Here is a 22,240-nt window from a genome sequence, read left to right on the forward strand (position 1 = left end):
GAAACTGATGCTCGATTCCCTGGAAAAAATGCTCGGCAAAGGCATCGACAATGCCCTGCTGCGCTTCGGTTTGGGCAAGGGTTATCTCGATCTGGATGACCCCGCCAAAGCGGCCGAACACCTGCAACGCTGTGTCGAGTTCGACCCGAATTAGTCGGCGGCGTGGAAGCTGTTAGGCAAAGCGCAACTTGGGCTGGATAACTCGGCGGCGGCGCGCCAGGCGTGGGAGCAGGGCATCAGCGCCGCGCAGGGGCACGGCGACAAGCAGGCGGAAAAGGAAATGAGCGTGTTTTTGCGCAAGCTGGATAAAGCCGCGAAGGGCTGAACTCCACCGTGTTCGGGCTGCGCCTGCGGCGTTAGGCATCCTGCTGAAAGATCAAGCCAACACCGCTGGGTTCGAAACGCACCACTTCCAGGCGCACCACGGGGGCTTCTACCGGCAGTCCCTGAACCTGACCGGTGAACACTTCGCCGATGTTCAGCAGACTCCGCGCATCATCGATCACCACAAATACGCCACTCTCGGAAATGTCGCGGGTAGTCACCATCATTTGGCCGTGCACCGGATGATCGATGCGCAACTGAACCTTGAGGGGGCTGCGGCGGAACTCGCGCTTGTTATCCATGCTTATCCTGTCATGTCCGGGCGTCGGTGCTCAGACAGTAATAGCTATCCGGCGGCGCATCAATACCACTTCTTCTCGCCTTCCGGGCGCTTCTTGAAACGCTTCATGGTCCACATGTACTGGCTGGGGTAAGCCCGCACATAACGCTCGACGACTTGGCTCATAGCAGCCACTGCCTCTTGAGTGTCGAGGCTGTACATGCCGTCGGGCGCCGCTTCCAGAATCACCTTGTAGCCTGAGCCGTCGTCCAGACGCAGCGCGTGCAGGAACACGCCGACCGCTTTGCCGCCGGCGAGCATGCCAGGCACGAACTTGCTGGTCAGCGCCTGGATGCCGCAGAAGGGCACGAACAGGCCGGCGGACAAGCTGGGCTCAGGGTCGGCAGGAATGCCCACGGAACCGCCTTTGCGCACTTCTTTGATGACGCTGAGGATGCCTTCCTTGGTCGACGGTGCGACGCGGTTGCCCAGCTGCACGCGTTGTTTGCGCAGCAGATCATCGACGGCTTTGAGCTTTGGCGGACGGTAGAAAATGATCGGTTTGCACTGGTTGCAGTAGAAGTGATTGAGCACTTCCCAGTTGCCCAGATGGCTGGTGATGCCAACTACACCTTTGCCGGAGGCCAGGGCCGCCTGCAGCACGTCCAGGCCTTCGACTTCGCGCACCAGCCTGAGGGATTTCTCGGCGGGCCATACCCAGGCACAGGCGCTTTCGGTGAGGGTCCTGCCAATATCCATCAGGCTTTTTTTCAGCAGACGGTCGTGGGCGGCAGCGTCCAGCTCGGGGAAACATTTGCTCAGGTTGATGGCCGCGACGTTGCGCGAACCGTTGGGAAAGCGCCACATCAGCCACCCGATAGCCCCGCCCAGGCCTTGCACTGCACGCCACGGCAACAAGGCGAACAGGCGCAGAAAGCCGACGATCAACGCACCTTTGAACTTCTCCACCGGACACTCTCCGAATTCGAACAGGGGCGCATTGTAACCATCGGAGACCGCCCGGGGGACAGGTGTCGTAGGGCGAATATCCCGGCAGGGATATCCGCCGCTGCTATCGACGCAGAAACGGCGGATATCCGCTTTGCGGATATTCGCCCTACGTTCCGCACAGGTCGAGGTAGCGACTGCAATCCTGGGTGTGGTCCATGACCATGCCGGTGGCCTGCATAAAGGCGTAGCAGATGGTCGGCCCGACAAAGGTGAAGCCTGCCTTTTTAAGTGCCTTGCTCATGGCTTCCGCCTCCGGCGTTACTGCCGGCACGTGGCTGCGACCAGGAAAGTGATTGACCTTGGGCATGCCACCGACAAACGACCAAAGAAAACTTACAGGGTCCGGCAACCGCAACCAGGCCTGCGCATTCTTGCGGGCGGCCCTGAGCTTCAGGCGGTTGCGGATGATGCCGGGGTCTTGCATCAGCCCTTCGATTTCTTCATCGCTGAGCTGCGCCAGGCGCTGCGCATCAAAGCCGAACAGCACCTGGCGGTAGCGCTCGCGCTTCTTTAATACGGTGATCCACGACAGCCCGGCCTGGAAGCCCTCGAGCAAGAGCATTTCGAACAGGTGCCCGGCATCTCGTTGCGGTACGCCCCATTCCTGGTCGTGGTAGGTGATGTACAGCGGGTCGTCGTTGCACCAGAAGCAGCGTGGCATAGGGCTCCTAGGGGAGGGTGAGGGTGGTTTGCAGGGTGAATCGGGTATACTCCCGCCCTTTCTGTCGCAGCCTCAGTACAGGTGAAATTAGTGAGCCAGCCTACGCCTGCCGTGCGCACCTTCCAAGACTTGATCCTCGCCCTCCAACAGTATTGGGCCGAGCAAGGTTGTGTGGTGCTTCAGCCCTACGATATGGAAGTCGGCGCCGGCACCTTCCACACCGCCACGTTTCTACGCGCCGTCGGCCCGGAAACCTGGAACGCCGCCTATGTGCAACCCAGCCGCCGTCCCGGTGATGGCCGCTACGGCGAAAACCCTAACCGTCTGCAGCACTACTACCAGTTCCAGGTGGTACTCAAGCCGAATCCGGACAACTTCCAGGAGCTCTACCTCGGCTCGCTGAAGCGCATCGGCCTCGATCCGTTGGTGCATGACATCCGTTTCGTCGAAGACAACTGGGAATCGCCGACCCTCGGCGCCTGGGGTCTGGGCTGGGAAATCTGGCTCAATGGCATGGAAGTCACCCAGTTCACCTACTTCCAGCAAGTGGGCGGCATCGAGTGCTACCCGGTGACCGGCGAGATCACTTACGGTCTGGAACGCCTGGCCATGTACCTGCAGGGCGTGGACTCGGTCTACGACCTGGTATGGACCGACGGCCCGTTCGGCAAGGTCACCTACGGCGACGTGTTCCATCAGAACGAGGTGGAGCAGTCCACCTACAACTTCGAACACGCCAACGTCGACAAACTGTTCGAACTGTTCGACTTCTATGAAAGCGAAGCCAACCGTCTGATCGAGCTGCAACTGCCGCTGCCGACCTACGAAATGGTGCTCAAGGCGTCCCACACCTTCAACCTGCTGGATGCTCGCCGCGCGATTTCGGTGACTGCCCGTCAGCAATACATCCTCCGTGTTCGGGCCCTGGCCCGTTCGGTAGCGCAGAGCTACCTGCAGGCACGTGCGCGCCTCGGCTTCCCGATGGCGGCGCCGGATCTGCGCGACGAAGTATTGGCCAAGCTGGAGGCAGCAGAATGAGTGCACACGATTTTCTGGTAGAGCTGGGCACCGAAGAGCTGCCACCCAAAGCCCTGAAAACCCTCGGTGACGCCTTTCTGGCCGGCATCGAAAAAGGCCTGAAAAGCGCCGGCCTGAGCTACAGCGGCAGTCGCGTTTACGCAGCGCCGCGTCGCCTGGCGGTGATCATCGATCAACTGGCCGTGCAGCAGCCGGACCGCAGCGTGAACCTGGACGGCCCGCCCGTGCAGGCCGCCTTCGACGCCGATGGCAACCCGACCCAAGCCGCTCTCGGCTTCGCGAAAAAATGCGGCGTGGACATCTCCGCCATCGACCGCAGCGGCCCGAAGTTGAAGTTCAGCCAAAGCATCCCTGGCCAACCGGCCGTGGGCCTGCTGGCCGGCATCGTGACTGCCTCGCTGAACGACCTGCCGATTCCCAAGCGCATGCGCTGGGGTGCGCGCAAAGAAGAATTCGTGCGCCCGACCCAGTGGTTGGTGATGCTGTTTGGTGCCGAGGTGGTCGACTGCGAAATCCTTGCGCAGAAAGCCGGTCGCGAATCCCGCGGCCACCGCTTCCACCATCCGGACAGCGTGCGCATCAGCTCGCCAGCCAACTACCTCGAAGACCTGCGCAGCGCTTATGTGCTGGCCGACTTCGCCGAGCGTCGTTCGCTGATCAGCAAACGCGTCGATACCCTGGCTGCCGAGCAGCAGGGCACTGCCATCGTGCCGCCGGCCTTGCTCGATGAAGTGACCGCGTTGGTTGAGTGGCCGGTGCCGCTGGTGTGCTCGTTCGAGGAACGTTTCCTCGCCGTGCCGCAGGAAGCGCTGATCACCACCATGCAGGACAACCAGAAGTACTTCTGCCTGCTGGATGGCAACGGCAAGTTGCTGCCGCGTTTCATCACCGTGGCCAACGTCGAAAGCAAAGACCCCGCGCAGATCATTTCCGGCAACGAGAAGGTGGTTCGCCCACGCCTGACTGACGCCGAGTTCTTCTTCAAGCAAGACAAGAAGCAGAAGCTCGACAGCTTCAACACCCGCCTGGCCAACGTAGTCTTCCAGGCCCAATTGGGCTCGGTATTCGACAAAGCTGAGCGTGTGTCGCTGCTGGCTGCATTTATCGCCGCGCGCATCGGTGGCGACAGCCATCGCGCTGCCCGTGCGGGCCTGCTGAGCAAGTGCGACCTGGCCACCGAAATGGTCGGCGAGTTCCCGGAGATGCAAGGCATCGCCGGCTACTACTACGCCCTCAATGACGGCGAGCCGGAAGACGTCGCCCTGGCGCTGAACGAGCAATACATGCCGCGTGGCGCTGGCGCTGAATTGCCAAGCACCCTCACCGGTTCGGCTGTGGCCATTGCTGACAAGCTCGACACCCTGGTCGGCATCTTCGGCATCGGCATGCTGCCTACCGGTAGCAAAGACCCCTACGCACTGCGTCGCGCTGCGCTGGGCATTCTGCGCATCCTGATCGAGAAGAAACTCGACCTCGACCTGGCAGCCACCATCACCTTCGCCATCGAGCAGTTCGGCGCCAAGGTCAAATCCGACGGTCTGGCTGCCCTGGTACAGGACTTCATCTTCGACCGCCTGCGTGCGCGTTATGAAGACGAAGGTGTGGAAGTCGCCGTGTACCAGGCTGTGCGCGCGGTGAACCCGGTTTCGCCACTGGACTTCGACCAGCGCGTACAAGCCGTACAGGCCTTCCGCAAGTTGCCGGAAGCTGAAGCATTAGCGGCGGCTAACAAGCGGGTGTCCAACCTGCTGAGCAAGGCCGAGGGCAACGTTGCCGCGAACATCGAGGCGCACTACTTCGATTCGCCCAGCGAGTTCTCCCTCAACGCCGCCATTCAGCAAGCCGACCACGCCGTACAGCCCTTGGCGCAAGCCCGTCTGTACAGCGAGGCGCTGGCGCAATTGGCCGCGCTGCGTGAGCCGGTGGACGCGTTCTTCGCTGCGGTCATGGTCAACGCTGACGACCCGTCGGTACGCGCCAACCGTTATGCCCTGTTGGCCAAACTGCGCAGCCTGTTCTTGGGCGTCGCCGATATCTCGCTGCTGGGGTAAGCCGTGAAGTTGCTGATACTCGACCGCGATGGGGTGATCAATTACGACTCCGACGCCTACATCAAAACGCTGGAGGAGTGGATTCCACTCCCCGGCGCCGTCGAGGCCATTGCGCAACTGAGCAAGGCCGGCTGGACGGTGGCGGTTGCCACTAACCAGTCGGGCCTGGCGCGCGGTTATTACACCGCCGCCGTGCTCGATTCGATGCACGCGCGGCTGCGTCAGTTGGTGGCGGAGCAGGGTGGTGAACTGGGGCTGGTGGTGCACTGTCCACATGGGCCGAATGACGGATGCGATTGCCGCAAACCCAAACCCGGCATGCTGAAAACCATCGCTGCGCATTACGACACAAATCTTGCAGGCGTATGGTTTGTTGGTGACAGTCGAGGTGACCTGGAAGCGGCGTTGGCCGTCGATTGTCAGCCTGTGTTGGTGAAGACCGGCAAAGGTGAAAAGACCCTGGGCACCGAGTTGCCGCAAGGGACATTGATATTTGACGATTTGGCGGCGGTTGCCGCGCAGTTACTCCACACCCAATAGGCGGGGATTGCCCGCGACGGATAACGCTAAATGTCGATCGTGCTGGCCATCAGAATCTTCCTCTTCTATATCCTCCTCGGCGTCAGCGCCTTGCTCTGGTGCAGCCTGAGCTTCTTCATCGCACCGTTCCAATCCTTCGAAGCCCGTTACCGCTTTATCAACGTCAACTGGTGCCGCTTTGCGGTGAAGCTGACCGACGTCATGCTCGGCATCCGCTATGAGGTGCACGGCGCTGAGAATGTGCCGAAGCAGCCTTGCGTAATCCTCTCCAAACACCAGAGCACCTGGGAAACCTTCTTCCTCTCGTGTTACTTCTCGCCGCTCAGCCAGGTGCTGAAACGCGAGCTGCTGTACGTGCCCTTCTTTGGCTGGGCGATGGCCATGCTCAAGCCAATCGCCATCGACCGCAACAACCCCAAAGCGGCACTCAAGGAGCTGGCCAAACAGGGCCACGAGCGTCTGCAGCAGAACATCTGGGTGCTGATTTTTCCGGAAGGCACCCGTGTTCCGGCAGGGCAGATAGGCAAGTTCTCCCGCGGCGGCACCGCGCTGGCAGTCAACGCCAACCTGCCGGTGCTGCCGATTGCCCACAACGCTGGCGAGTTCTGGCCCAAGCAGGGCTGGGGAAAAACCCCGGGCACCATCCAGGTGGTGATCGGCCCCGTGATGTACGCCGAAGGCACGGGCCCACGGGCGATTGCCGAACTCAATGAGCGAGCATTCGCTTGGGTTGAACAGGCGCAACGCGACATGGGCGCGCTGTATGGCGACAACCCCATCAGCGAAACACCGGTTCAACTCTAGTAACCAACTGATTTAAAAAGAAAAGCCCCATCCACCGTGCTGGGGCTTTTGCATTTGGCCGAATCCATCACAGATTCCCCACTGTTCGGTGCGCTGTCACGCGACGTTAACCAAGCATCCCTATTGTCGGTTTGCTTGTTTATCTCGTCGGTCCAGTGTTGCTGGCAGTAGTCGCGAGAACACCTCCTTTTTCTGCCCATCTGCATAAGGACTCTCCAGATGACTACTGCCTTACCGTTGGCCCTGTCCCTCACCGTTTCTGCTGCGCTGCTGTCGTTCTCCACCGCAAGCGTTGCCCATGACCATGACGAAAAAGTCAGCAAGAGCCTGTACAACCGCGAAGCCCGCGGCGATATCACCGAGTACGCCGGCGCTCGCCGTGTGGGCCGTGACCTGACCGACTCGATCAAAGCTTCGCTGTCCGACCGCAAAGCCAAGAACGTGATTCTGCTGATCGGCGACGGCATGGGCGACTCGGAAATCACCCTGGCGCGTAACTACGCCGAAGGCGCTGGTGGCTACTTCAAAGGCATCGACGCACTGCCACTGACTGGCCAATACACCCACTACGCCCTGCACAAAGACACCGGCAAACCGGACTACGTGACCGACTCGGCAGCCTCCGCTACCGCCTGGTCCACCGGGGTTAAAACCTACAACGGCGCGCTGGGTGTGGATATCCACGAGAAGCCACACCAGACCATCCTCGAGCTGGCCAAACTGCGTGGCATGGCCACCGGCAACGTCTCCACCGCCGAGCTGCAGGACGCCACCCCAGCCGCCTTGTTCTCCCACGTCACCGGACGCAAATGCTACGGCCCGGTGGCCACCTCCGTGCAATGTCCAAGCAATGCCTTGGAGAAGGGCGGTGCCGGCTCGATCACCGAGCAGCTGCTCAACGTGCGTCCTGACGTCACCCTGGGTGGTGGCGCCGCCACCTTCGCGGAAGTGGCCAAGGCTGGTAAATGGTCCGGCAAAACCCTGCGCGACCAAGCCGCTGCCCGTGGCTTCGTACTGGTTGAAGACGCTGCCGCGCTGAAGAAAATCCGTGTCGCTAACCAGAAGCAGCCGGTGATTGGTCTGTTCTCGCCAGGTAATATGCCCACCCGCTGGATCGGCCCGACTGCCACCTACCACGGTAACCTGACACAGGCCCCGGTCACCTGCCAGCCAAACGCCGCGCGCACGGCCAGCACGCCAACCCTGGCAGACATGACCGTCAAAGCCATCGACCTGCTCAAAGACAACCGCAACGGTTTCTTCCTGCAGATTGAAGGCGCGTCCATCGACAAACAGGACCACGCCGCCAACCCATGCGGCCAGATTGGCGAAACCGTCGACCTGGATGAAGCCGTACAGATGGCCCTGGCTTTCGCCAAAGCCGACGGCAACACCTTGGTGATCGTTACCGCTGACCACGCACACTCAAGCCAGATCGTCGCCCTGGAAACGTCGGCTCCGGGTCTGACCCAGGCGCTGAACACTAAAGACGGCGCCGTGATGGCCGTCAGCTACGGCAACTCAGAAGGCTCTTCGCAAGAACACACCGGTACTCAACTGCGTGTGGCGGCTTATGGTCCGCACGCGGCCAACGTTACCGGCCTGACCGACCAAACCGACCTGTACTTCACCATGCGCAATGCACTGGGTCTGAAGTAAGGCGGGTTTAAACGGCCAGGGATGGCCGTTATTCGCGTTTAAAACAAAAACCCCAGCTCACGGCTGGGGTTTTTGTTTATACGGTGTAAACCGGGGCTTAGAAGTCCAGGTTGGACACCGCCAAGGCGTTGGCTTCGATGAAGTCACGACGCGGTTCCACTTCATCCCCCATAAGGGTATTGAAGATCTGGTCGGCGCTGATGGCGTCTTCGATGGTCACTTTCAGCATGCGGCGAGCATCCGGGTCCATGGTGGTTTCCCACAGTTGGTCCGGGTTCATTTCGCCCAGCCCTTTATAGCGCTGGATGCTGTGACGCTTGGTGCTCTCGGCCAGGAGCCAGGTGAGCGCTTCTTTGAAGGTAGCGACCGGCTTCTTGCGTTCGCCACGTTTCACGTAGGCGCCTTCTTCCAACAAGCTGTTGAGCTGCTCGCCGAGGCTGGTAACGGTCTTGTAGTCGTTACTGGCGAAGAAGTCGCGGTTGAAGGTGACGAAGTTGGAAACACCGTGGGAAATCAGCTCGACTTCCGGCAGCCACAGGTGACGTTCCTGGTCTTCACGCAGGTTGGTTTTGTACACCAGGCCGGACTTCTCCATGGTGCGCAGACGCTCGTTGAGCTTCTCCAACCAGGCCTGCATGCCCGCTTGGTCGCTGAGATTGTCCAGGCTTACGGCCGGCAGGTACACGAAGTGCTCGGTGAGCTCTTGCGGGTAGATACGCGACAGGCGCTTGAGGGTCTTCATCACCATGCGGTAGTTGTTGACCAGGCGCTCCAGCGGCTCACCGCCGATGCCCGGGTCGTTTTCGTTAACGTGCAAGGTGGCGTCTTCAAGGGCCGACTGGGTCATGTATTCCTCCATGGCCTCGTCGTCCTTGATGTACTGCTCCTGCTTGCCTTTCTTCACTTTGTACAACGGCGGCTGAGCGATATAGATGTAGCCACGCTCGACCAGCTCAGGAAGCTGACGGAAGAAGAAGGTCAACAGCAGCGTACGGATGTGCGAGCCGTCGACGTCGGCGTCCGTCATGATGATGATGTTGTGGTAGCGCAGTTTGTCGATGTTGTACTCGTCACGACCGATACCGCAGCCAAGGGCGGTGATCAGCGTGCCAACTTCCTGCGAGGAAATCATGCGGTCGAAGCGCGCACGTTCCACGTTCAGGATCTTACCCTTGAGGGGCAGAATCGCTTGGGTCTTGCGGTTACGTCCCTGCTTGGCGGAGCCGCCAGCAGAGTCCCCTTCCACTAGGTACAGTTCGGAGAGGGCAGGGTCTTTTTCCTGGCAGTCGGCCAGTTTGCCCGGCAGGCCGGCGATATCCAGCGCACCTTTACGGCGGGTCATTTCCCGCGCTTTACGGGCCGCTTCACGGGCACGTGCGGCGTCGATCATCTTGCCGACCACAGCCTTGGCTTCGTTGGGGTTTTCCAACAGGAAGTCGGAGAAGTACTTGCCCATCTCTTGCTCGACCGCGGTTTTCACCTCGGAGGAGACCAGCTTGTCTTTGGTCTGCGAGCTGAATTTCGGGTCCGGTACTTTCACCGAAATGATTGCGGTCAGGCCTTCACGGGCATCGTCACCGGTGGTGGCGATCTTGTGTTTCTTGGCCAGACCTTCCTGTTCGATGTAGGCGTTCAGGTTACGGGTCAGGGCCGAGCGGAAGCCAGCGAGGTGGGTACCGCCGTCACGCTGAGGAATGTTGTTGGTGAAGCAGAGCAGGTTCTCGTTGAAGCTGTCGTTCCACTGCAGAGCCACTTCCACGCCCACACCATCGTCGCGCTGGACGTTGAAGTGAAACACCTGGTTGACCGCGGTCTTGTTGGTGTTCAGGTACTCAACAAATGCACGCAGACCACCTTCGTACTTGAACAGCTCTTCCTTACCGCTGCGCTCGTCCTTGAGGACGATGCCGACACCGGAGTTGAGGAAGGACAGTTCACGCAGGCGCTTGGCCAGAATGTCCCAGCTGAAGTGGATGTTCTGGAAGGTTTCTGCAGACGGCTTGAAGTGGATTTCGGTACCGGTTTTATCGGTGTCACCCACGGTGCGCATCGGAGCCTGAGGCACGCCATGCACGTAGGTTTGCTCCCAGACTTTACCGCTGCGGCGAACGGTCAGCAGCAACAGTTCGGAGAGGGCGTTTACTACGGAAACACCTACACCGTGCAGGCCGCCGGACACCTTATAGGAGTTGTCGTCGAACTTACCGCCGGCGTGCAGCACGGTCATGATGACCTCGGCTGCGGAAACACCTTCTTCTTTGTGCACATCAACCGGGATGCCGCGACCGTTGTCGCGCACGGTGATGGATTCGTCCGGGTGGATGATGATGCTGATGTCGTCGCAGTGGCCCGCCAGGGCTTCGTCGATGGAGTTGTCGACCACCTCAAAAACCATATGGTGCAGACCGCTACCATCGTCGGTATCGCCGATATACATACCGGGCCGCTTGCGTACGGCGTCCAGGCCTTTCAGCACTTTGATGCTGGACGAATCGTACGTTTGATTTTCGCTCATGCCTTCACTCCCGATGGTCGTGGGTCTGGGTGATACAACCATGTTCCACGTGGAACATGGATACCGGCGTATCCGTGCGCCAGCTACCCCGCAACAATTCATGGTCTACACAGGTAATAAAAACCTGGCAGTTCAAATCTTCTAATAAACGACACAACGCTTTTCGGTGCTGCTCGTCCAGTTCAGACGGCAAGTCATCCACCAGATAAATACACTGGCCACGTCGTGCCTGGCTAACCAAATGCCCTTGGGCAATTCGCAGGGCGCATACCACTAACTTCTGCTGGCCCCGCGAAAGAATTTCGGCGGCGTTATGCGCCCCCAAACGCAGGCGCAAATCCGCACGTTGCGGACCGGCTTGGGTATGGCCGAGCTGCTGGTCGCGCTGAAGCGTGGTGCTCAGCACAGTCTGCAATTCCCGATCTTTATCCCACCCGCGGTAGTAACTGAGGGTCAGTCCCTCGAGCTCCACCAACTCACGAAGTACCTCTTCGAAAACCGGTTTAAGCGCCTGGATATAGCTGCGGCGGTAGCCATCGATTTCATCGCTGGCAAGGCACAACTCGCGGTCCCAGGCCGCCTGCGAAGCGGCGTCAAGTGTACCATGCCGCAGCCATGAGTTTCGCTGCCGCAGGGCCTTCTGGAGCCTCTGCCAGGCCGGCATAAAACGAGGTTCCACGTGGAACACTCCCCAATCCAGAAACTGCCGACGAATCTTCGGAGCACCTTCCAGAAGGCGAAAGCTATCCGGGTTGATCACCTGTAACGGCAACGTTTCGGCAAGCTGTGCAGCGCTGCGCGCGTTCTGACCATCAATACGAATCTGGAATTCACCCTGACGGTCACGGGATACACCCAGATTGCTCTGACCGCCTTCAGCCAGTTCCACTTGGCCGAAAACCGTGCAGGCTTCCTGTTCGTACTGGATAACCGGCAACAACCGAGCGCTACGAAAGGATCGGGCTAAACCAAGCAGGTGAATGGCTTCGAGCAGGCTGGTTTTACCGCTGCCGTTAGCGCCAGAAAGGATATTGATGCGGGGGGAGGGGGAGAGGGTCACCGGGTGCAGATTGCGCACCGCGGTGACCGTGACGCGACTGAGGGACATCTAGACTCGATTCAGGGTCAGAGGCGCATCGGCATGACAACGTAGGCGGAATCATCGTTGTCCGATTCCTGAACCAGCGCACTGCTGTTGGAATCGGACAGAATCAGACGCACCTGTTCAGTAGTCATCACGCCCAGTACGTCGAGCAGGTAGCTGACGTTGAAGCCGATCTCCAGCGAACCACCGTTATAGTCAACGGCCACTTCTTCTTCCGCTTCTTCCTGCTCCGGGTTGTTCGCTTGGATCTTCAGCAAGCTGTTAGCCAGCTGCAGACGGATACCACGGTACTTCTCGTTGGAGAGAATCGCAGTGCGGCTGAACGCTTCGCGCAGGGCCTGACGGTCACCCAACACCAACTTGTCGCCACCTTTAGGCAGCACACGCTCGTAGTCAGGGAATTTGCCATCGACCAGCTTCGAGGTGAAAGTGAACTCACCCGTAGTGGCGCGGATGTGGTGTTGGCCAAGAACGATATCGACAGTGCCATCTTGCTCAGTGAGCAGACGCGCCAGTTCGAGAATACCTTTGCGCGGCACGATGACCTGGTGACGGTCTGCCTGTTCGATACCCGCTTCCATCGAGCACATCGCCAAACGGTGACCGTCGGTAGCCACAGCGCGCAATACGCCAGTCTGCACTTCGATCAACATACCGTTCAGGTAATAGCGAACATCCTGCTGCGCCATGGCGAAACTGGTGCGCTCAATCAGGCGACGCAGTTTGCTTTGCACCAGGGTAAAGGTGAACGAACCCGGGCCCTCTTCCACAGTCGGGAAGTCGTTGGCAGGCAGGGTGGAAAGGGTGAAGCGGCTACGGCCAGCCTTGACCACCAGCTTGGTGTCATCAACACGGATATCGATCAACGCGTCGTTCGGCAGGCTCTTGCAGATGTCCATCAGCTTGCGCGCCGGTACGGTGATTTCGCCAGACTCAGCCGGCTCTTCCAACGTCACGCGCCCAACCAGTTCGACCTCAAGGTCAGTACCGGTCAGCGACAGCTGCTGGCCTTCGACCACCAGCAGCACGTTAGACAGCACCGGCAGCGTCTGCCGGCGTTCAACTACGCCAGCGACCAGTTGCAACGGTTTCAACAGGGCTTCGCGTTGAATAGTGAAATGCATGGTCTCGTCCCTTTGCCTCGTGGGCTGCGTAATGGGTCAGGTGGTCAGCGTGCGCAGCAGGTTCTTGTAGTCCTCGCGGATGTCCGCGTCGGATTCCCTAAGTTCAGCAATCTTACGGCATGCGTGCAACACAGTGGTGTGATCGCGACCGCCGAAAGCGTCGCCGATTTCCGGCAGGCTATGGTTGGTCAATTCTTTGGATAACGCCATAGCGACTTGTCGCGGGCGCGCCACAGAACGGGAGCGGCGCTTGGAGAGCAAGTCGGAAATTTTGATCTTGTAGTACTCGGCCACCGTGCGCTGAATATTGTCGACGCTGACCAGTTTGTCCTGAAGCGCGAGCAAGTCTTTAAGCGATTCACGAATCAGCTCGATGGTGATATCGCGGCCCATAAAGTGAGCGTGAGCGATAACCCGTTTCAACGCGCCTTCCAGCTCGCGAACGTTGGAGCGAATACGTTGAGCAATAAAGAACGCGGCATCGTGGGGCAGATCGACTTTCGCCTGGTCAGCCTTTTTCATCAGAATCGCCACGCGCGTTTCCAGCTCAGGCGGTTCTACTGCAACGGTAAGGCCCCAACCAAAACGCGACTTCAGGCGTTCTTCCAACCCTTCGATTTCTTTCGGATATCGGTCGCTGGTGAGAATCACCTGCTGACCGCCTTCGAGAAGGGCATTGAAAGTGTGGAAGAACTCTTCCTGCGAACGCTCTTTCTTGGCAAAGAATTGAATGTCATCGATGAGCAGCGCATCCACCGAGCGGTAGAAACGCTTGAACTCATTGATGGCATTCAGCTGCAGCGCCTTGACCATGTCGGCCACGAAACGCTCGGAATGCAGGTACACCACTTTGGCGTTGGGGTTTTTCTTTAGTAGATGGTTACCCACCGCATGCATCAAGTGGGTTTTACCCAAACCCACACCGCCGTATAGGAACAACGGGTTGTAACCATGCTTGGGGTTATCGGCCACTTGCCAAGCCGCCGCTCGGGCCAGCTGGTTGGATTTACCTTCGACAAAGTTCTCGAAGGTAAAGGTGCGGTTCAGGTAGCTGGTGTGCTTCAGCGCGCCTTCAACCTGCACCGAACGTTCAGTGCGTACCGGCGCGGTTTGCGAGGCGGCGCCCGCCATAGGATCGAAACTGGCACGTGAGGGCTCACTGGTAACGGCCATCGCTACCGGCTCTTCGCGTACCGACGCATTTACGGTGGCCGCAACCGGTTGCGCAGGAGCGGCCATCGGCGTCCGAGCAACCGCTGGACGCTTGCTACCTATTAATAAGGAAATAGCTGGAGCCATGCCATCGCTGCGCTCATGCAACAGCTCAAGCAGTCGGCTCATGTATTTTTCATTGACCCAGTCGAGGACAAAGCGGTTGGGTGCAAATACACGCAGCTCATCACTGGAGGCTTCAACCTGCAGCGGACGAATCCAGGTATTGAATTGCTGGGCCGGCAGCTCATCGCGTAGAAGCTCTACACACTGCTGCCAAAGTTCCACAGACACAGAAATCCCCTAAGCCAAATAGACCACAAGGGCCAAAACTGCCGGCATTGTACCCACACAGCCGACTAGTTATCCACATGCAGATACAAGTTTTCCGCACGTAAAATCAAGGTGTTATTCATTTTTTGCGCTTTAAACCCGATGCAACATAAACCCTGTGGATAACAGCGCCTGAGCTAGCGGGATAACCCTGGGGACAAGCCTAGGGATAACCGCCCTGTGGATAAAAGCCGATTCCATCCCCAGCTTATTCGCAGGCCTGGAACAGGCTACACACCTGTTCTGGACAGGGTTATCATCGCCTGAATTCCACGCCATCAGCTGCTTGCAGCACCTTATCCACAGAAAGGCGCTCGCTAAGAGTAGTTACTAGTACTAAAAAGATTTAAAACTCTCTTCTTAATATTCTTTATCTAGCAAACAGCTCACCTGAACAGAATGTTGGTTGGAAATTGACCTGACCGCCTGGTTTCTCTAGAATTGCCGGTCTCTTAAAACGGGGGCCATTCCGGCCCGTTGTCGACCACCCAGGTAACGCACCATGAAACGCACTTTCCAACCAAGCACTATCAAGCGCGCTCGCACCCACGGCTTCCGTGCCCGTATGGCTACCAAGAACGGCCGCGCTGTTCTGTCCCGTCGTCGTGCCAAAGGCCGTAAGCGTCTGGCAGTCTGATAATTCGGCATCGGTGGTGAGTCAAGACTTCGGTCGGGAAAAGCGCCTGCTGACCCCTCGACAATTCAAGACAGTCTTCGACTCCCCCAGCGGTAAGATTCCGGGTAAAAACGTCCTGCTGTTAGCGCGCAACAACGATCTCGATCATCCCCGCCTGGGTCTGGTCATCGGCAAGAAGAGCGTCAAGCTCTCTGTTGAGCGCAATCGCCTGAAGCGCGTAATCCGTGATTCATTCCGCCTTAACCAGGACAACCTGGTGGGCTGGGATATCGTGGTGGTCGCGCGTAAGGGCCTAGGTGATCTGGAGAACCCCGAGTTGGCTCACCAATTCGGCAAACTCTGGAAACGCTTGGCACGCAGCAAGCCAAGCCCGGAAGTCCTTCCCGCAGCAGGGGTTACCGACAGTCCCCATGCGTAAACTGGCACTCGCTTCAATCCAGGTTTATCGCTACGCCATCAGTCCATTGATGGCCAGCCACTGTCGTTTTTACCCCAGCTGTTCCTGCTACGCGTATGAAGCCATTGAACACCATGGCTTCATACGTGGCGGCTGGCTGACTCTGCGTCGGTTAGGTCGCTGTCATCCATGGAATCCCGGTGGTTACGATCCGGTTCCAGTCGCCCCCACTTCCCGACCCCCTTCGATGGCCGAGTAATCATGGATATTAAACGCTCGATCCTGATCGCCGCGCTCGCAATCGTGTCCTATGTCATGGTTCTCAAGTGGAACGAAGACTACGGGCAAACGTCCTTGCCGACAGCGAGTACCAGCGCCGCGACCACTAACAGCCCGGCGCAGTCCGACGTACCCGGTGCCAACGGTACAACCGATAGCGACGTACCTAGCGCGCCTTCCGCTCAACCCGCCAGCACTCCCGCCGCGACTACTGTCGCCAGCAAGGACCTGATCCGGGTTAAGACTGACGTACTTGAGCTGGCCATCGACCCGGCTGGTGGTGACATCGTCCAACTGACCCTGCCGCAATACCCGCGCCGCCAGGATCGTCCGGACGTACCGTTCCAACTGTTCGATAACGGTAACGAGCGCATTTATCTGGCCCAGAGTGGCCTGATCGGTGGTGCCAACGCACCGGATTCGGCCGCAGATGTTCGTCCGGTCTGGCAGAGCGCCCAGCGCAGCTACCAACTGGCTGACGGTCAGAACAGCCTGGCGGTGGACCTCACCTACAGCCTGAACGGCGTCAACTACATCAAGCGTTTCAGCTTCAAGCGTGGCTTGAATCCGCAATGCTCGGCGAAAGAACAAGAGCTGAAAAAACCAGGGTGTGTCGATCCTTCTTCCTACCAGGTTGAAGTGCGTTATCTGATCGATAACCAGAGCAGCGCAGCCTGGGCCGGCAACATGTTTGCCCAGCTCAAGCGCGACAACAGCGACGATCCATCGAAGACTGCTGCCACCAGCACCGCCACCTACCTTGGTGCGGCAATGGCTACCCATGACTCCGCGTACAAAAAAGTGTCGATGAAAGACATCGAAAAGACGCCGGTCAAAGACACCGTGAAAGGCGGTTGGGTTGCCTGGTTGCAGCACTACTTCGTGACCGCGTGGATTCCGGGTCAGGATGGTGATAACACCGTTCAAACCCGCAAGGACTCTAAAGGCAACTACATCATCGGCTACACCAGCCCGACCGTCAGCGTCGCGCCAGGCAGCAAAGGTGAAGTGTCGGCCATTCTCTATGCCGGTCCGAAAATCCAGAAACACCTGGGTTCGCTCGCACCTGGCCTGGAACTGACCGTCGACTACGGCATTCTGTGGTTCATCGCTCAGCCGATCTTCTGGCTGCTGCAACATATCCACAGCATCCTGGGTAACTGGGGCTGGTCGATCATCGTGCTGACGATGATCATCAAAGGCTTCTTCTTCCCGCTCTCCGCCGCCAGCTACAAGTCGATGGCGCGTATGCGTGCCGTGGCGCCGAAACTGGCTGCACTGAAAGAGCAGCATGGCGATGACCGGCAGAAAATGTCGCAGGCCATGATGGAGCTGTACAAGAAAGAGAAGATCAACCCCTTGGGTGGCTGCCTGCCGATCCTGGTGCAGATGCCGGTCTTCCTGGCTCTGTACTGGGTGCTGCTGGAAAGTGTCGAGATGCGCCAGGCACCGTGGATGTTCTGGATCACTGACCTGTCGATCAAAGACCCGTTCTTCATTCTGCCGTTGATCATGGGTGCCACCATGTTCATCCAGCAGCAGCTGAACCCCGCGCCGCCGGATCCGATGCAGGCCAAGGTGATGAAAATGATGCCGATCATCTTCACCTTCTTCTTCCTGTGGTTCCCGGCTGGTCTGGTGCTGTATTGGGTAGTCAACAACTGCCTGTCCATTGCTCAGCAGTGGTACATCACTCGCAAGATCGAAGCCGCGACCAAGGCTGCCAACGCCTAAACCTGGCTTGCTAAGCTAAATCAGCGCCCCGCCCGAGCAATACGTGGCGGGGCGTTTTGCTATTTGCCTGATGCTATTTGTCTGAAGAGAAGCGCGCCATGAGCACTGTTCGAGAAACCATCGCCGCCGTCGCTACCGCCCAGGGTCGCGCCGGCGTCGGTATCGTCCGCGTGTCCGGCCCCAAGGCCCAGGTGATTGCCGAAGCCATCAGCCAACGCCAACTGAAGCCGCGCTATGCCCATTACGGGCCGTTTCACGGCGAACAGAATCGGGTGCTGGATGAAGGTCTGGCCTTGTACTTCCCCGGGCCGAACTCCTTCACCGGCGAAGACGTGCTGGAACTACAGGGCCATGGTGGTCCGGTGGTGCTCGATCTGCTGTTGCGCCGTTGCCTGCAACTGGGTGCACGACTGGCACGCCCAGGTGAATTCAGCGAACGCGCGTTCCTCAACGACAAACTAGACCTGGCCCAGGCCGAGGCCATTGCCGACCTGATTGAAGCGAGCTCCGAACAAGCTGCACGCAATGCCCTGCGTTCACTACAAGGTGAATTCTCGCGGCGGGTACACGGGCTGACCGAGCGTCTGATTTCTCTTCGTATCTATGTGGAAGCGGCCATCGACTTTCCCGAAGAGGAAATCGACTTCCTGGCCGATGGCCACGTGCTGGCGATGCTCAACGAGGTACGCAGTGACCTGGCAGCTGTTCAACGGGAAGCCAATCAGGGCGCCCTGCTGCGAGACGGCATGACCGTGGTAATCGCCGGCCGCCCTAATGCCGGTAAATCCAGCCTGCTCAACGCCCTGGCCGGCCGTGAAGCAGCCATCGTCACCGAAATCGCCGGGACCACCCGCGACGTGCTGCGCGAACATATCCACATCGACGGTATGCCGCTGCATATGGTGGATACTGCCGGCCTGCGCGATACCGACGACCAGGTGGAAAAGATTGGCGTAGAGCGCGCTCTAAAGGCCATTGGCGAGGCTGATCGGGTGTTGCTGGTGGTGGACGCCACCTCCAGCGAAGCGGCTGATCCGTTCGCGCTGTGGCCCGAATTCCTGAGCCAACGTCCTGATCCGGCCAAGGTCACCCTGATCCGCAACAAGGCGGACCTTTCCGCAGAAGCCGTGGCCCTAGAGGTCAGCAATGACGGTCACGTCACCATCAGCCTCTCCGCGCGTTCGGCCGCTGGGCTGGACCTGCTGCGCGACCACCTGAAGGCCTGTATGGGTTATGAACAGACCGCCGAAAGCGGCTTCAGTGCACGTCGACGTCACCTGGAAGCGCTACAGCAGGCCAGCAATTCGCTGGAACATGGTTATGCACAGCTCACCCTCGCTGGCGCCGGTGAACTGCTGGCAGAAGACCTGCGCATCGCTCAACAGGCGTTGGGTGAAATCACCGGCGCATTCAGCTCCGACGACTTGCTGGGTCGCATTTTCTCAAGCTTCTGTATCGGCAAGTAAGCGTCACCAGATACCCGGCCCCACTTGCAGCACCTGCAGGCGGGGCTTTTTTATGCCTGAAAAACAATCAACAGGCGTTATTTAAACCCTGTGGATAACCGCCCCTAAGCCCGGTCGATAACCCTGGGGCAAAGCTGGGGATGAACGGCCCTGTGCACAAGTATCCCTTCCATCCACAGGTTCAAGGCGGTTATCCAGAACCCTCATGGCTAGATGACCACAGCCTTATACAATTCCATCCACCGCGTCGCCAGAGGCTTGTAGCAATCTATCCACAGAAAACAGGCGCATAAGTAATAAACATAAAAACAAAGCTTTAAAAAATTCTCTTCTCTCTTTCTTTATTAACCGGACGACCTGGCCAACCTGAGCCATTGGCTATTTTTTGTTCAAAAGGCTTCTTTCAAACCGGCTAAATCCCTATACTTGCCGCCTTTCCGCTTTTCCCAAGTACGCCGGGCCGTCAAAAGCCGCCGGGTCAGTTAAAAGCCTCCCCCAATTCTCAACAGGCACGAGGTGCGTGGTGGATTTCCCTTCCCGTTTTGATGTCATCGTTATCGGCGGCGGCCATGCCGGCACTGAAGCAGCGCTTGCTGCAGCCCGCATGGGAGTAAAAACCCTGCTGCTCAGCCACAACGTCGACACGCTCGGGCACATGAGCTGCAACCCTGCCATTGGTGGCATCGGTAAAAGCCATCTGGTGAAAGAAATCGACGCCCTTGGTGGTGCCATGGCTGAAGCCACCGACAAAGGTGGCATCCAGTTCCGTGTGCTCAATAGCCGCAAGGGCCCAGCCGTTCGCGCCACCCGCGCCCAGGCTGACCGCATGCTGTACAAAGCGGCCATTCGCGAAACCCTAGAGAACCAGCCCAACCTGTGGATATTTCAGCAATCCTGTGACGACCTGATCGTCGAACAGGACCAGGTGCGCGGTGTGGTTACCCAGATGGGCCTGCGCTTCTTCGCGGAATCCGTGGTTCTCACCACTGGCACCTTCCTCGGTGGACTTATCCACATCGGCCTGCAAAACCACTCCGGTGGCCGTGCCGGTGATCCACCCTCGATTGCCCTCGCCCACCGTCTGCGTGAACATCCACTGCGTGTTGGCCGGCTGAAAACCGGTACACCACCGCGCATTGATGGCCGCTCGGTAGATTTCTCGGTGATGACTGAGCAGCCTGGCGATACCCCGATTCCGGTGATGTCGTTCCTCGGTAACAAAGAACAACACCCGCGCCAGGTCAGTTGCTGGATTACCCACACCAACGCCCGCACCCACGAAATCATCGCCGCCAACCTCAACCGTTCGCCGATGTACTCCGGGGTGATCGAAGGCATCGGTCCGCGCTATTGCCCGTCGATCGAAGACAAGATCCACCGCTTCGCCGACAAGGACAGCCACCAGGTATTTATCGAGCCCGAAGGCCTGAATACCCACGAGCTGTATCCCAACGGCATTTCCACTTCGTTGCCCTTCGACGTGCAACTGGAATTGGTGCGCTCTATCCGCGGCATGGAAAACGCTCACATTGTTCGCCCGGGCTACGCCATCGAGTACGACTACTTCGATCCGCGCGACCTGAAGTACAGCCTGGAAACCAAAGTGATCGCCGGCTTGTTCTTCGCTGGCCAGATCAATGGCACCACCGGCTACGAAGAAGCCGGCGCCCAGGGCCTGTTGGCCGGCGCCAACGCTGCGTTGCGCGCGCAGGGCAAGGACAGTTGGTGCCCGCGTCGCGACGAGGCTTACATCGGTGTCCTGGTCGACGACCTGATTACCCTTGGCACCCAAGAGCCGTACCGCATGTTCACCTCGCGTGCCGAGTACCGCCTGATTCTGCGTGAAGACAACGCTGACCTGCGCCTGACCGAAAAAGGCCGCGAGCTGGGCCTGGTCGATGACCGCCGCTGGGCCGCGTTCTGCGCCAAGCGTGAAGGCATCGAACAGGAAGAGCAGCGTCTGAAAAGCACCTGGGTGCGTCCGAACACTCCGCAGGGTGATGCCATCGCCGAGCGCTTTGGTACGCCGCTGACCCACGAGTACAACCTGATGAGTCTGCTGACCCGTCCGGAAGTGGACTACGCCGGCCTGATCGAAGTGACCGGCCCTGGCCACGATGATCCTCAGGTCGCCGAACAGGTCGAGATCAAGACCAAGTACGCCGGCTACATCGACCGCCAGCAGGACGAAATCGCCCGCCTGCGTGCCAGCGAAAACACCAAGCTGCCGGCCGATATCGACTACGCCGCGATTGCCGGTCTGTCCAAAGAGATCCAGAGCAAGCTCGGTCAGGCCCGCCCGGAAACCCTGGGCCAGGCCTCGCGTATTCCAGGGGTGACACCGGCGGCGATTTCCCTGCTGATGATCAACTTGAAAAAACGCACGGCCGGTCGTGAGCTGGAGCAAAGCGCCTGATGTCCTTGGTTACCGCACAACACGCTGAAGAATTGTCCCGTGGTGCCGCCGAATTAGGCGTCGATCTGAGCGAACAACAGCACAATCAGTTGCTGGGCTATCTGGCTTTGCTGATCAAGTGGAACAAGGCCTACAACCTCACTGCTGTGCGCGACCCCGACGAAATGGTTTCGCGCCACCTGCTCGATAGCCTCAGCGTGGTGCCCTACGTCGCCGAAGGTGGCGACACTTGGCTGGACGTGGGCAGCGGTGGTGGCATGCCGGGTATTCCGTTGGCGATCATGTTTCCCGAGCGCCAGTTCACCCTGCTCGACTCCAACGGCAAGAAAACTCGCTTCCTCACTCAGGTGAAACTGGAGCTCAAGCTGGCCAACCTGGAAGTTATCCACAGCCGGGTAGAAGGCTTTACGCCTGCCCAGCCGTTTACCGGCATCTGCTCGCGGGCATTCAGCTCTTTGCAGGATTTTTCCGATTGGACGCGCCACTTGGGTGACACAGATACCCGTTGGCTGGCGATGAAAGGCGTGCACCCGGATGACGAACTGCAAGCCTTGCCTGCCGACTTTAAATTGGCTGCAACGCACGTGCTCAAGGTTCCCGGTTGCCAAGGCCAGCGCCATCTGTTGATACTGCGCCGCATCATATGATCGGGAC

Annotated in this window: 19 protein-coding genes and 1 pseudogene; 13 read left to right on the forward strand and 7 right to left on the reverse strand. The window is 58.9% G+C overall.

Going from position 1 to position 22,240, the window contains the following annotated elements:
* Nucleotides 1-7: 7 nt before the first annotated feature.
* Nucleotides 8-325 (forward strand): annotated as a pseudogene (locus C8K61_RS05680) (tetratricopeptide repeat protein).
* A gap of 31 nt (nucleotides 326-356) precedes the next feature.
* On the opposite strand, the gene C8K61_RS05685 reads toward C8K61_RS05680, so the two are convergent.
* From C8K61_RS05685 to C8K61_RS05695, 3 genes are all read right to left on the reverse strand, one after another.
* Entirely contained in the window at nucleotides 357-626 is a 270-nt protein-coding gene (locus C8K61_RS05685) for a PilZ domain-containing protein (RefSeq protein ID WP_108095228.1), read from the reverse strand.
* 59 nt (nucleotides 627-685) lie between these two features.
* Nucleotides 686-1,573 (reverse strand): lysophospholipid acyltransferase, encoded by an 888-nt coding sequence (locus tag C8K61_RS05690; RefSeq protein WP_108095229.1) that lies wholly within the window; start codon nucleotides 1,571-1,573, stop codon nucleotides 686-688.
* Between the two features lie 148 nt (nucleotides 1,574-1,721).
* A complete protein-coding gene (locus C8K61_RS05695) occupies nucleotides 1,722-2,276 on the reverse strand; it encodes a DNA-3-methyladenine glycosylase I (RefSeq protein ID WP_108095230.1) in 555 nt (184 codons plus the stop codon).
* Nucleotides 2,277-2,366: 90 nt separating this feature from the next.
* Here C8K61_RS05695 and glyQ point away from each other — a divergent pair, with 90 nt between their 5' ends.
* The 5 genes from glyQ (at nucleotide 2,367) to phoA (ending at nucleotide 8,368) form a co-directional block, all read left to right on the forward strand.
* Nucleotides 2,367-3,314 (forward strand): glycine--tRNA ligase subunit alpha, encoded by a 948-nt coding sequence (glyQ, locus tag C8K61_RS05700; RefSeq protein WP_108095231.1) that lies wholly within the window; start codon nucleotides 2,367-2,369, stop codon nucleotides 3,312-3,314.
* On the forward strand, nucleotides 3,311-5,365 hold the full coding sequence (gene glyS / locus C8K61_RS05705; RefSeq protein WP_108095232.1) for a glycine--tRNA ligase subunit beta: 2,055 nt from the start codon (nucleotides 3,311-3,313) through the stop codon (nucleotides 5,363-5,365). The genes glyQ and glyS overlap by 4 nt, the downstream gene beginning before the upstream one ends.
* A gap of 3 nt (nucleotides 5,366-5,368) precedes the next feature.
* Nucleotides 5,369-5,905, forward strand: a complete 537-nt coding sequence (gene gmhB, locus C8K61_RS05710) for a D-glycero-beta-D-manno-heptose 1,7-bisphosphate 7-phosphatase (protein WP_108095233.1) — start codon at nucleotides 5,369-5,371, stop codon at nucleotides 5,903-5,905.
* A gap of 30 nt (nucleotides 5,906-5,935) precedes the next feature.
* Nucleotides 5,936-6,709, forward strand: a complete 774-nt coding sequence (locus tag C8K61_RS05715) for a 1-acyl-sn-glycerol-3-phosphate acyltransferase (protein ID WP_108095234.1) — start codon at nucleotides 5,936-5,938, stop codon at nucleotides 6,707-6,709.
* A gap of 219 nt (nucleotides 6,710-6,928) precedes the next feature.
* Complete coding sequence (gene phoA, locus C8K61_RS05725) at nucleotides 6,929-8,368, forward strand: alkaline phosphatase (RefSeq protein WP_108095236.1); 1,440 nt, start codon at nucleotides 6,929-6,931, stop codon at nucleotides 8,366-8,368.
* 97 nt (nucleotides 8,369-8,465) lie between these two features.
* Here the strand turns inward: phoA and gyrB are convergent, their stop codons facing one another.
* Genes gyrB through dnaA form a run of 4 tightly spaced genes read right to left on the reverse strand, consistent with a single transcriptional unit; the run spans nucleotide 8,466 to nucleotide 14,618 of the window.
* Nucleotides 8,466-10,883, reverse strand: a complete 2,418-nt coding sequence (gyrB, locus tag C8K61_RS05730; RefSeq protein ID WP_108095237.1) for a DNA topoisomerase (ATP-hydrolyzing) subunit B — start codon at nucleotides 10,881-10,883, stop codon at nucleotides 8,466-8,468.
* A gap of 4 nt (nucleotides 10,884-10,887) precedes the next feature.
* Nucleotides 10,888-11,991 carry a DNA replication/repair protein RecF gene (recF, locus tag C8K61_RS05735; RefSeq protein WP_108095238.1) on the reverse strand — a complete coding sequence of 368 codons (1,104 nt, stop codon included), beginning with the start codon at nucleotides 11,989-11,991 and terminating at the stop codon, nucleotides 10,888-10,890.
* Nucleotides 11,992-12,008: 17 nt separating this feature from the next.
* The gene (dnaN, locus tag C8K61_RS05740) at nucleotides 12,009-13,112 is read right to left on the reverse strand and encodes a DNA polymerase III subunit beta (RefSeq protein WP_108095239.1); all 1,104 of its coding nucleotides are present in this window, start codon (nucleotides 13,110-13,112) and stop codon (nucleotides 12,009-12,011) included.
* Between the two features lie 36 nt (nucleotides 13,113-13,148).
* On the reverse strand, nucleotides 13,149-14,618 hold the full coding sequence (gene dnaA / locus C8K61_RS05745) for a chromosomal replication initiator protein DnaA (RefSeq protein WP_108095240.1): 1,470 nt from the start codon (nucleotides 14,616-14,618) through the stop codon (nucleotides 13,149-13,151).
* Between the two features lie 541 nt (nucleotides 14,619-15,159).
* Here dnaA and rpmH point away from each other — a divergent pair.
* The 7 genes from rpmH to rsmG all read left to right on the forward strand — a co-directional run bounded on the left by rpmH (nucleotide 15,160) and on the right by rsmG (nucleotide 22,233).
* Nucleotides 15,160-15,294, forward strand: coding sequence for a 50S ribosomal protein L34 (gene rpmH, locus C8K61_RS05750; RefSeq protein ID WP_002551315.1), 135 nt, complete (start codon nucleotides 15,160-15,162; stop codon nucleotides 15,292-15,294).
* Nucleotides 15,295-15,310: 16 nt separating this feature from the next.
* Nucleotides 15,311-15,712 (forward strand): ribonuclease P protein component, encoded by a 402-nt coding sequence (rnpA, locus tag C8K61_RS05755; protein WP_218277798.1) that lies wholly within the window; start codon nucleotides 15,311-15,313, stop codon nucleotides 15,710-15,712.
* Nucleotides 15,705-15,950: a membrane protein insertion efficiency factor YidD gene (yidD, locus tag C8K61_RS05760; protein ID WP_108095241.1), complete on the forward strand. Its 246-nt coding sequence runs from the start codon at nucleotides 15,705-15,707 to the stop codon at nucleotides 15,948-15,950. The genes rnpA and yidD overlap by 8 nt, the downstream gene beginning before the upstream one ends.
* A 2-nt stretch (nucleotides 15,951-15,952) precedes the next feature.
* Nucleotides 15,953-17,704 carry a membrane protein insertase YidC gene (gene yidC, locus C8K61_RS05765; RefSeq protein WP_108095242.1) on the forward strand — a complete coding sequence of 584 codons (1,752 nt, stop codon included), beginning with the start codon at nucleotides 15,953-15,955 and terminating at the stop codon, nucleotides 17,702-17,704.
* Nucleotides 17,705-17,802: 98 nt separating this feature from the next.
* Nucleotides 17,803-19,170 (forward strand): tRNA uridine-5-carboxymethylaminomethyl(34) synthesis GTPase MnmE, encoded by a 1,368-nt coding sequence (gene mnmE / locus C8K61_RS05770; protein WP_108095243.1) that lies wholly within the window; start codon nucleotides 17,803-17,805, stop codon nucleotides 19,168-19,170.
* A 523-nt stretch (nucleotides 19,171-19,693) separates the two neighbouring features.
* Nucleotides 19,694-21,586 (forward strand): tRNA uridine-5-carboxymethylaminomethyl(34) synthesis enzyme MnmG, encoded by a 1,893-nt coding sequence (gene mnmG / locus C8K61_RS05775; protein WP_108095244.1) that lies wholly within the window; start codon nucleotides 19,694-19,696, stop codon nucleotides 21,584-21,586.
* On the forward strand, nucleotides 21,586-22,233 hold the full coding sequence (gene rsmG / locus C8K61_RS05780) for a 16S rRNA (guanine(527)-N(7))-methyltransferase RsmG (protein ID WP_108095245.1): 648 nt from the start codon (nucleotides 21,586-21,588) through the stop codon (nucleotides 22,231-22,233). Before mnmG ends, rsmG begins: the two co-directional genes overlap by 1 nt.
* Nucleotides 22,234-22,240: the final 7 nt, after the last annotated feature.

This window comes from Pseudomonas sp. GV071 (assembly GCF_003050835.1).
Classification (GTDB): Bacteria; Pseudomonadota; Gammaproteobacteria; order Pseudomonadales; family Pseudomonadaceae; genus Aquipseudomonas.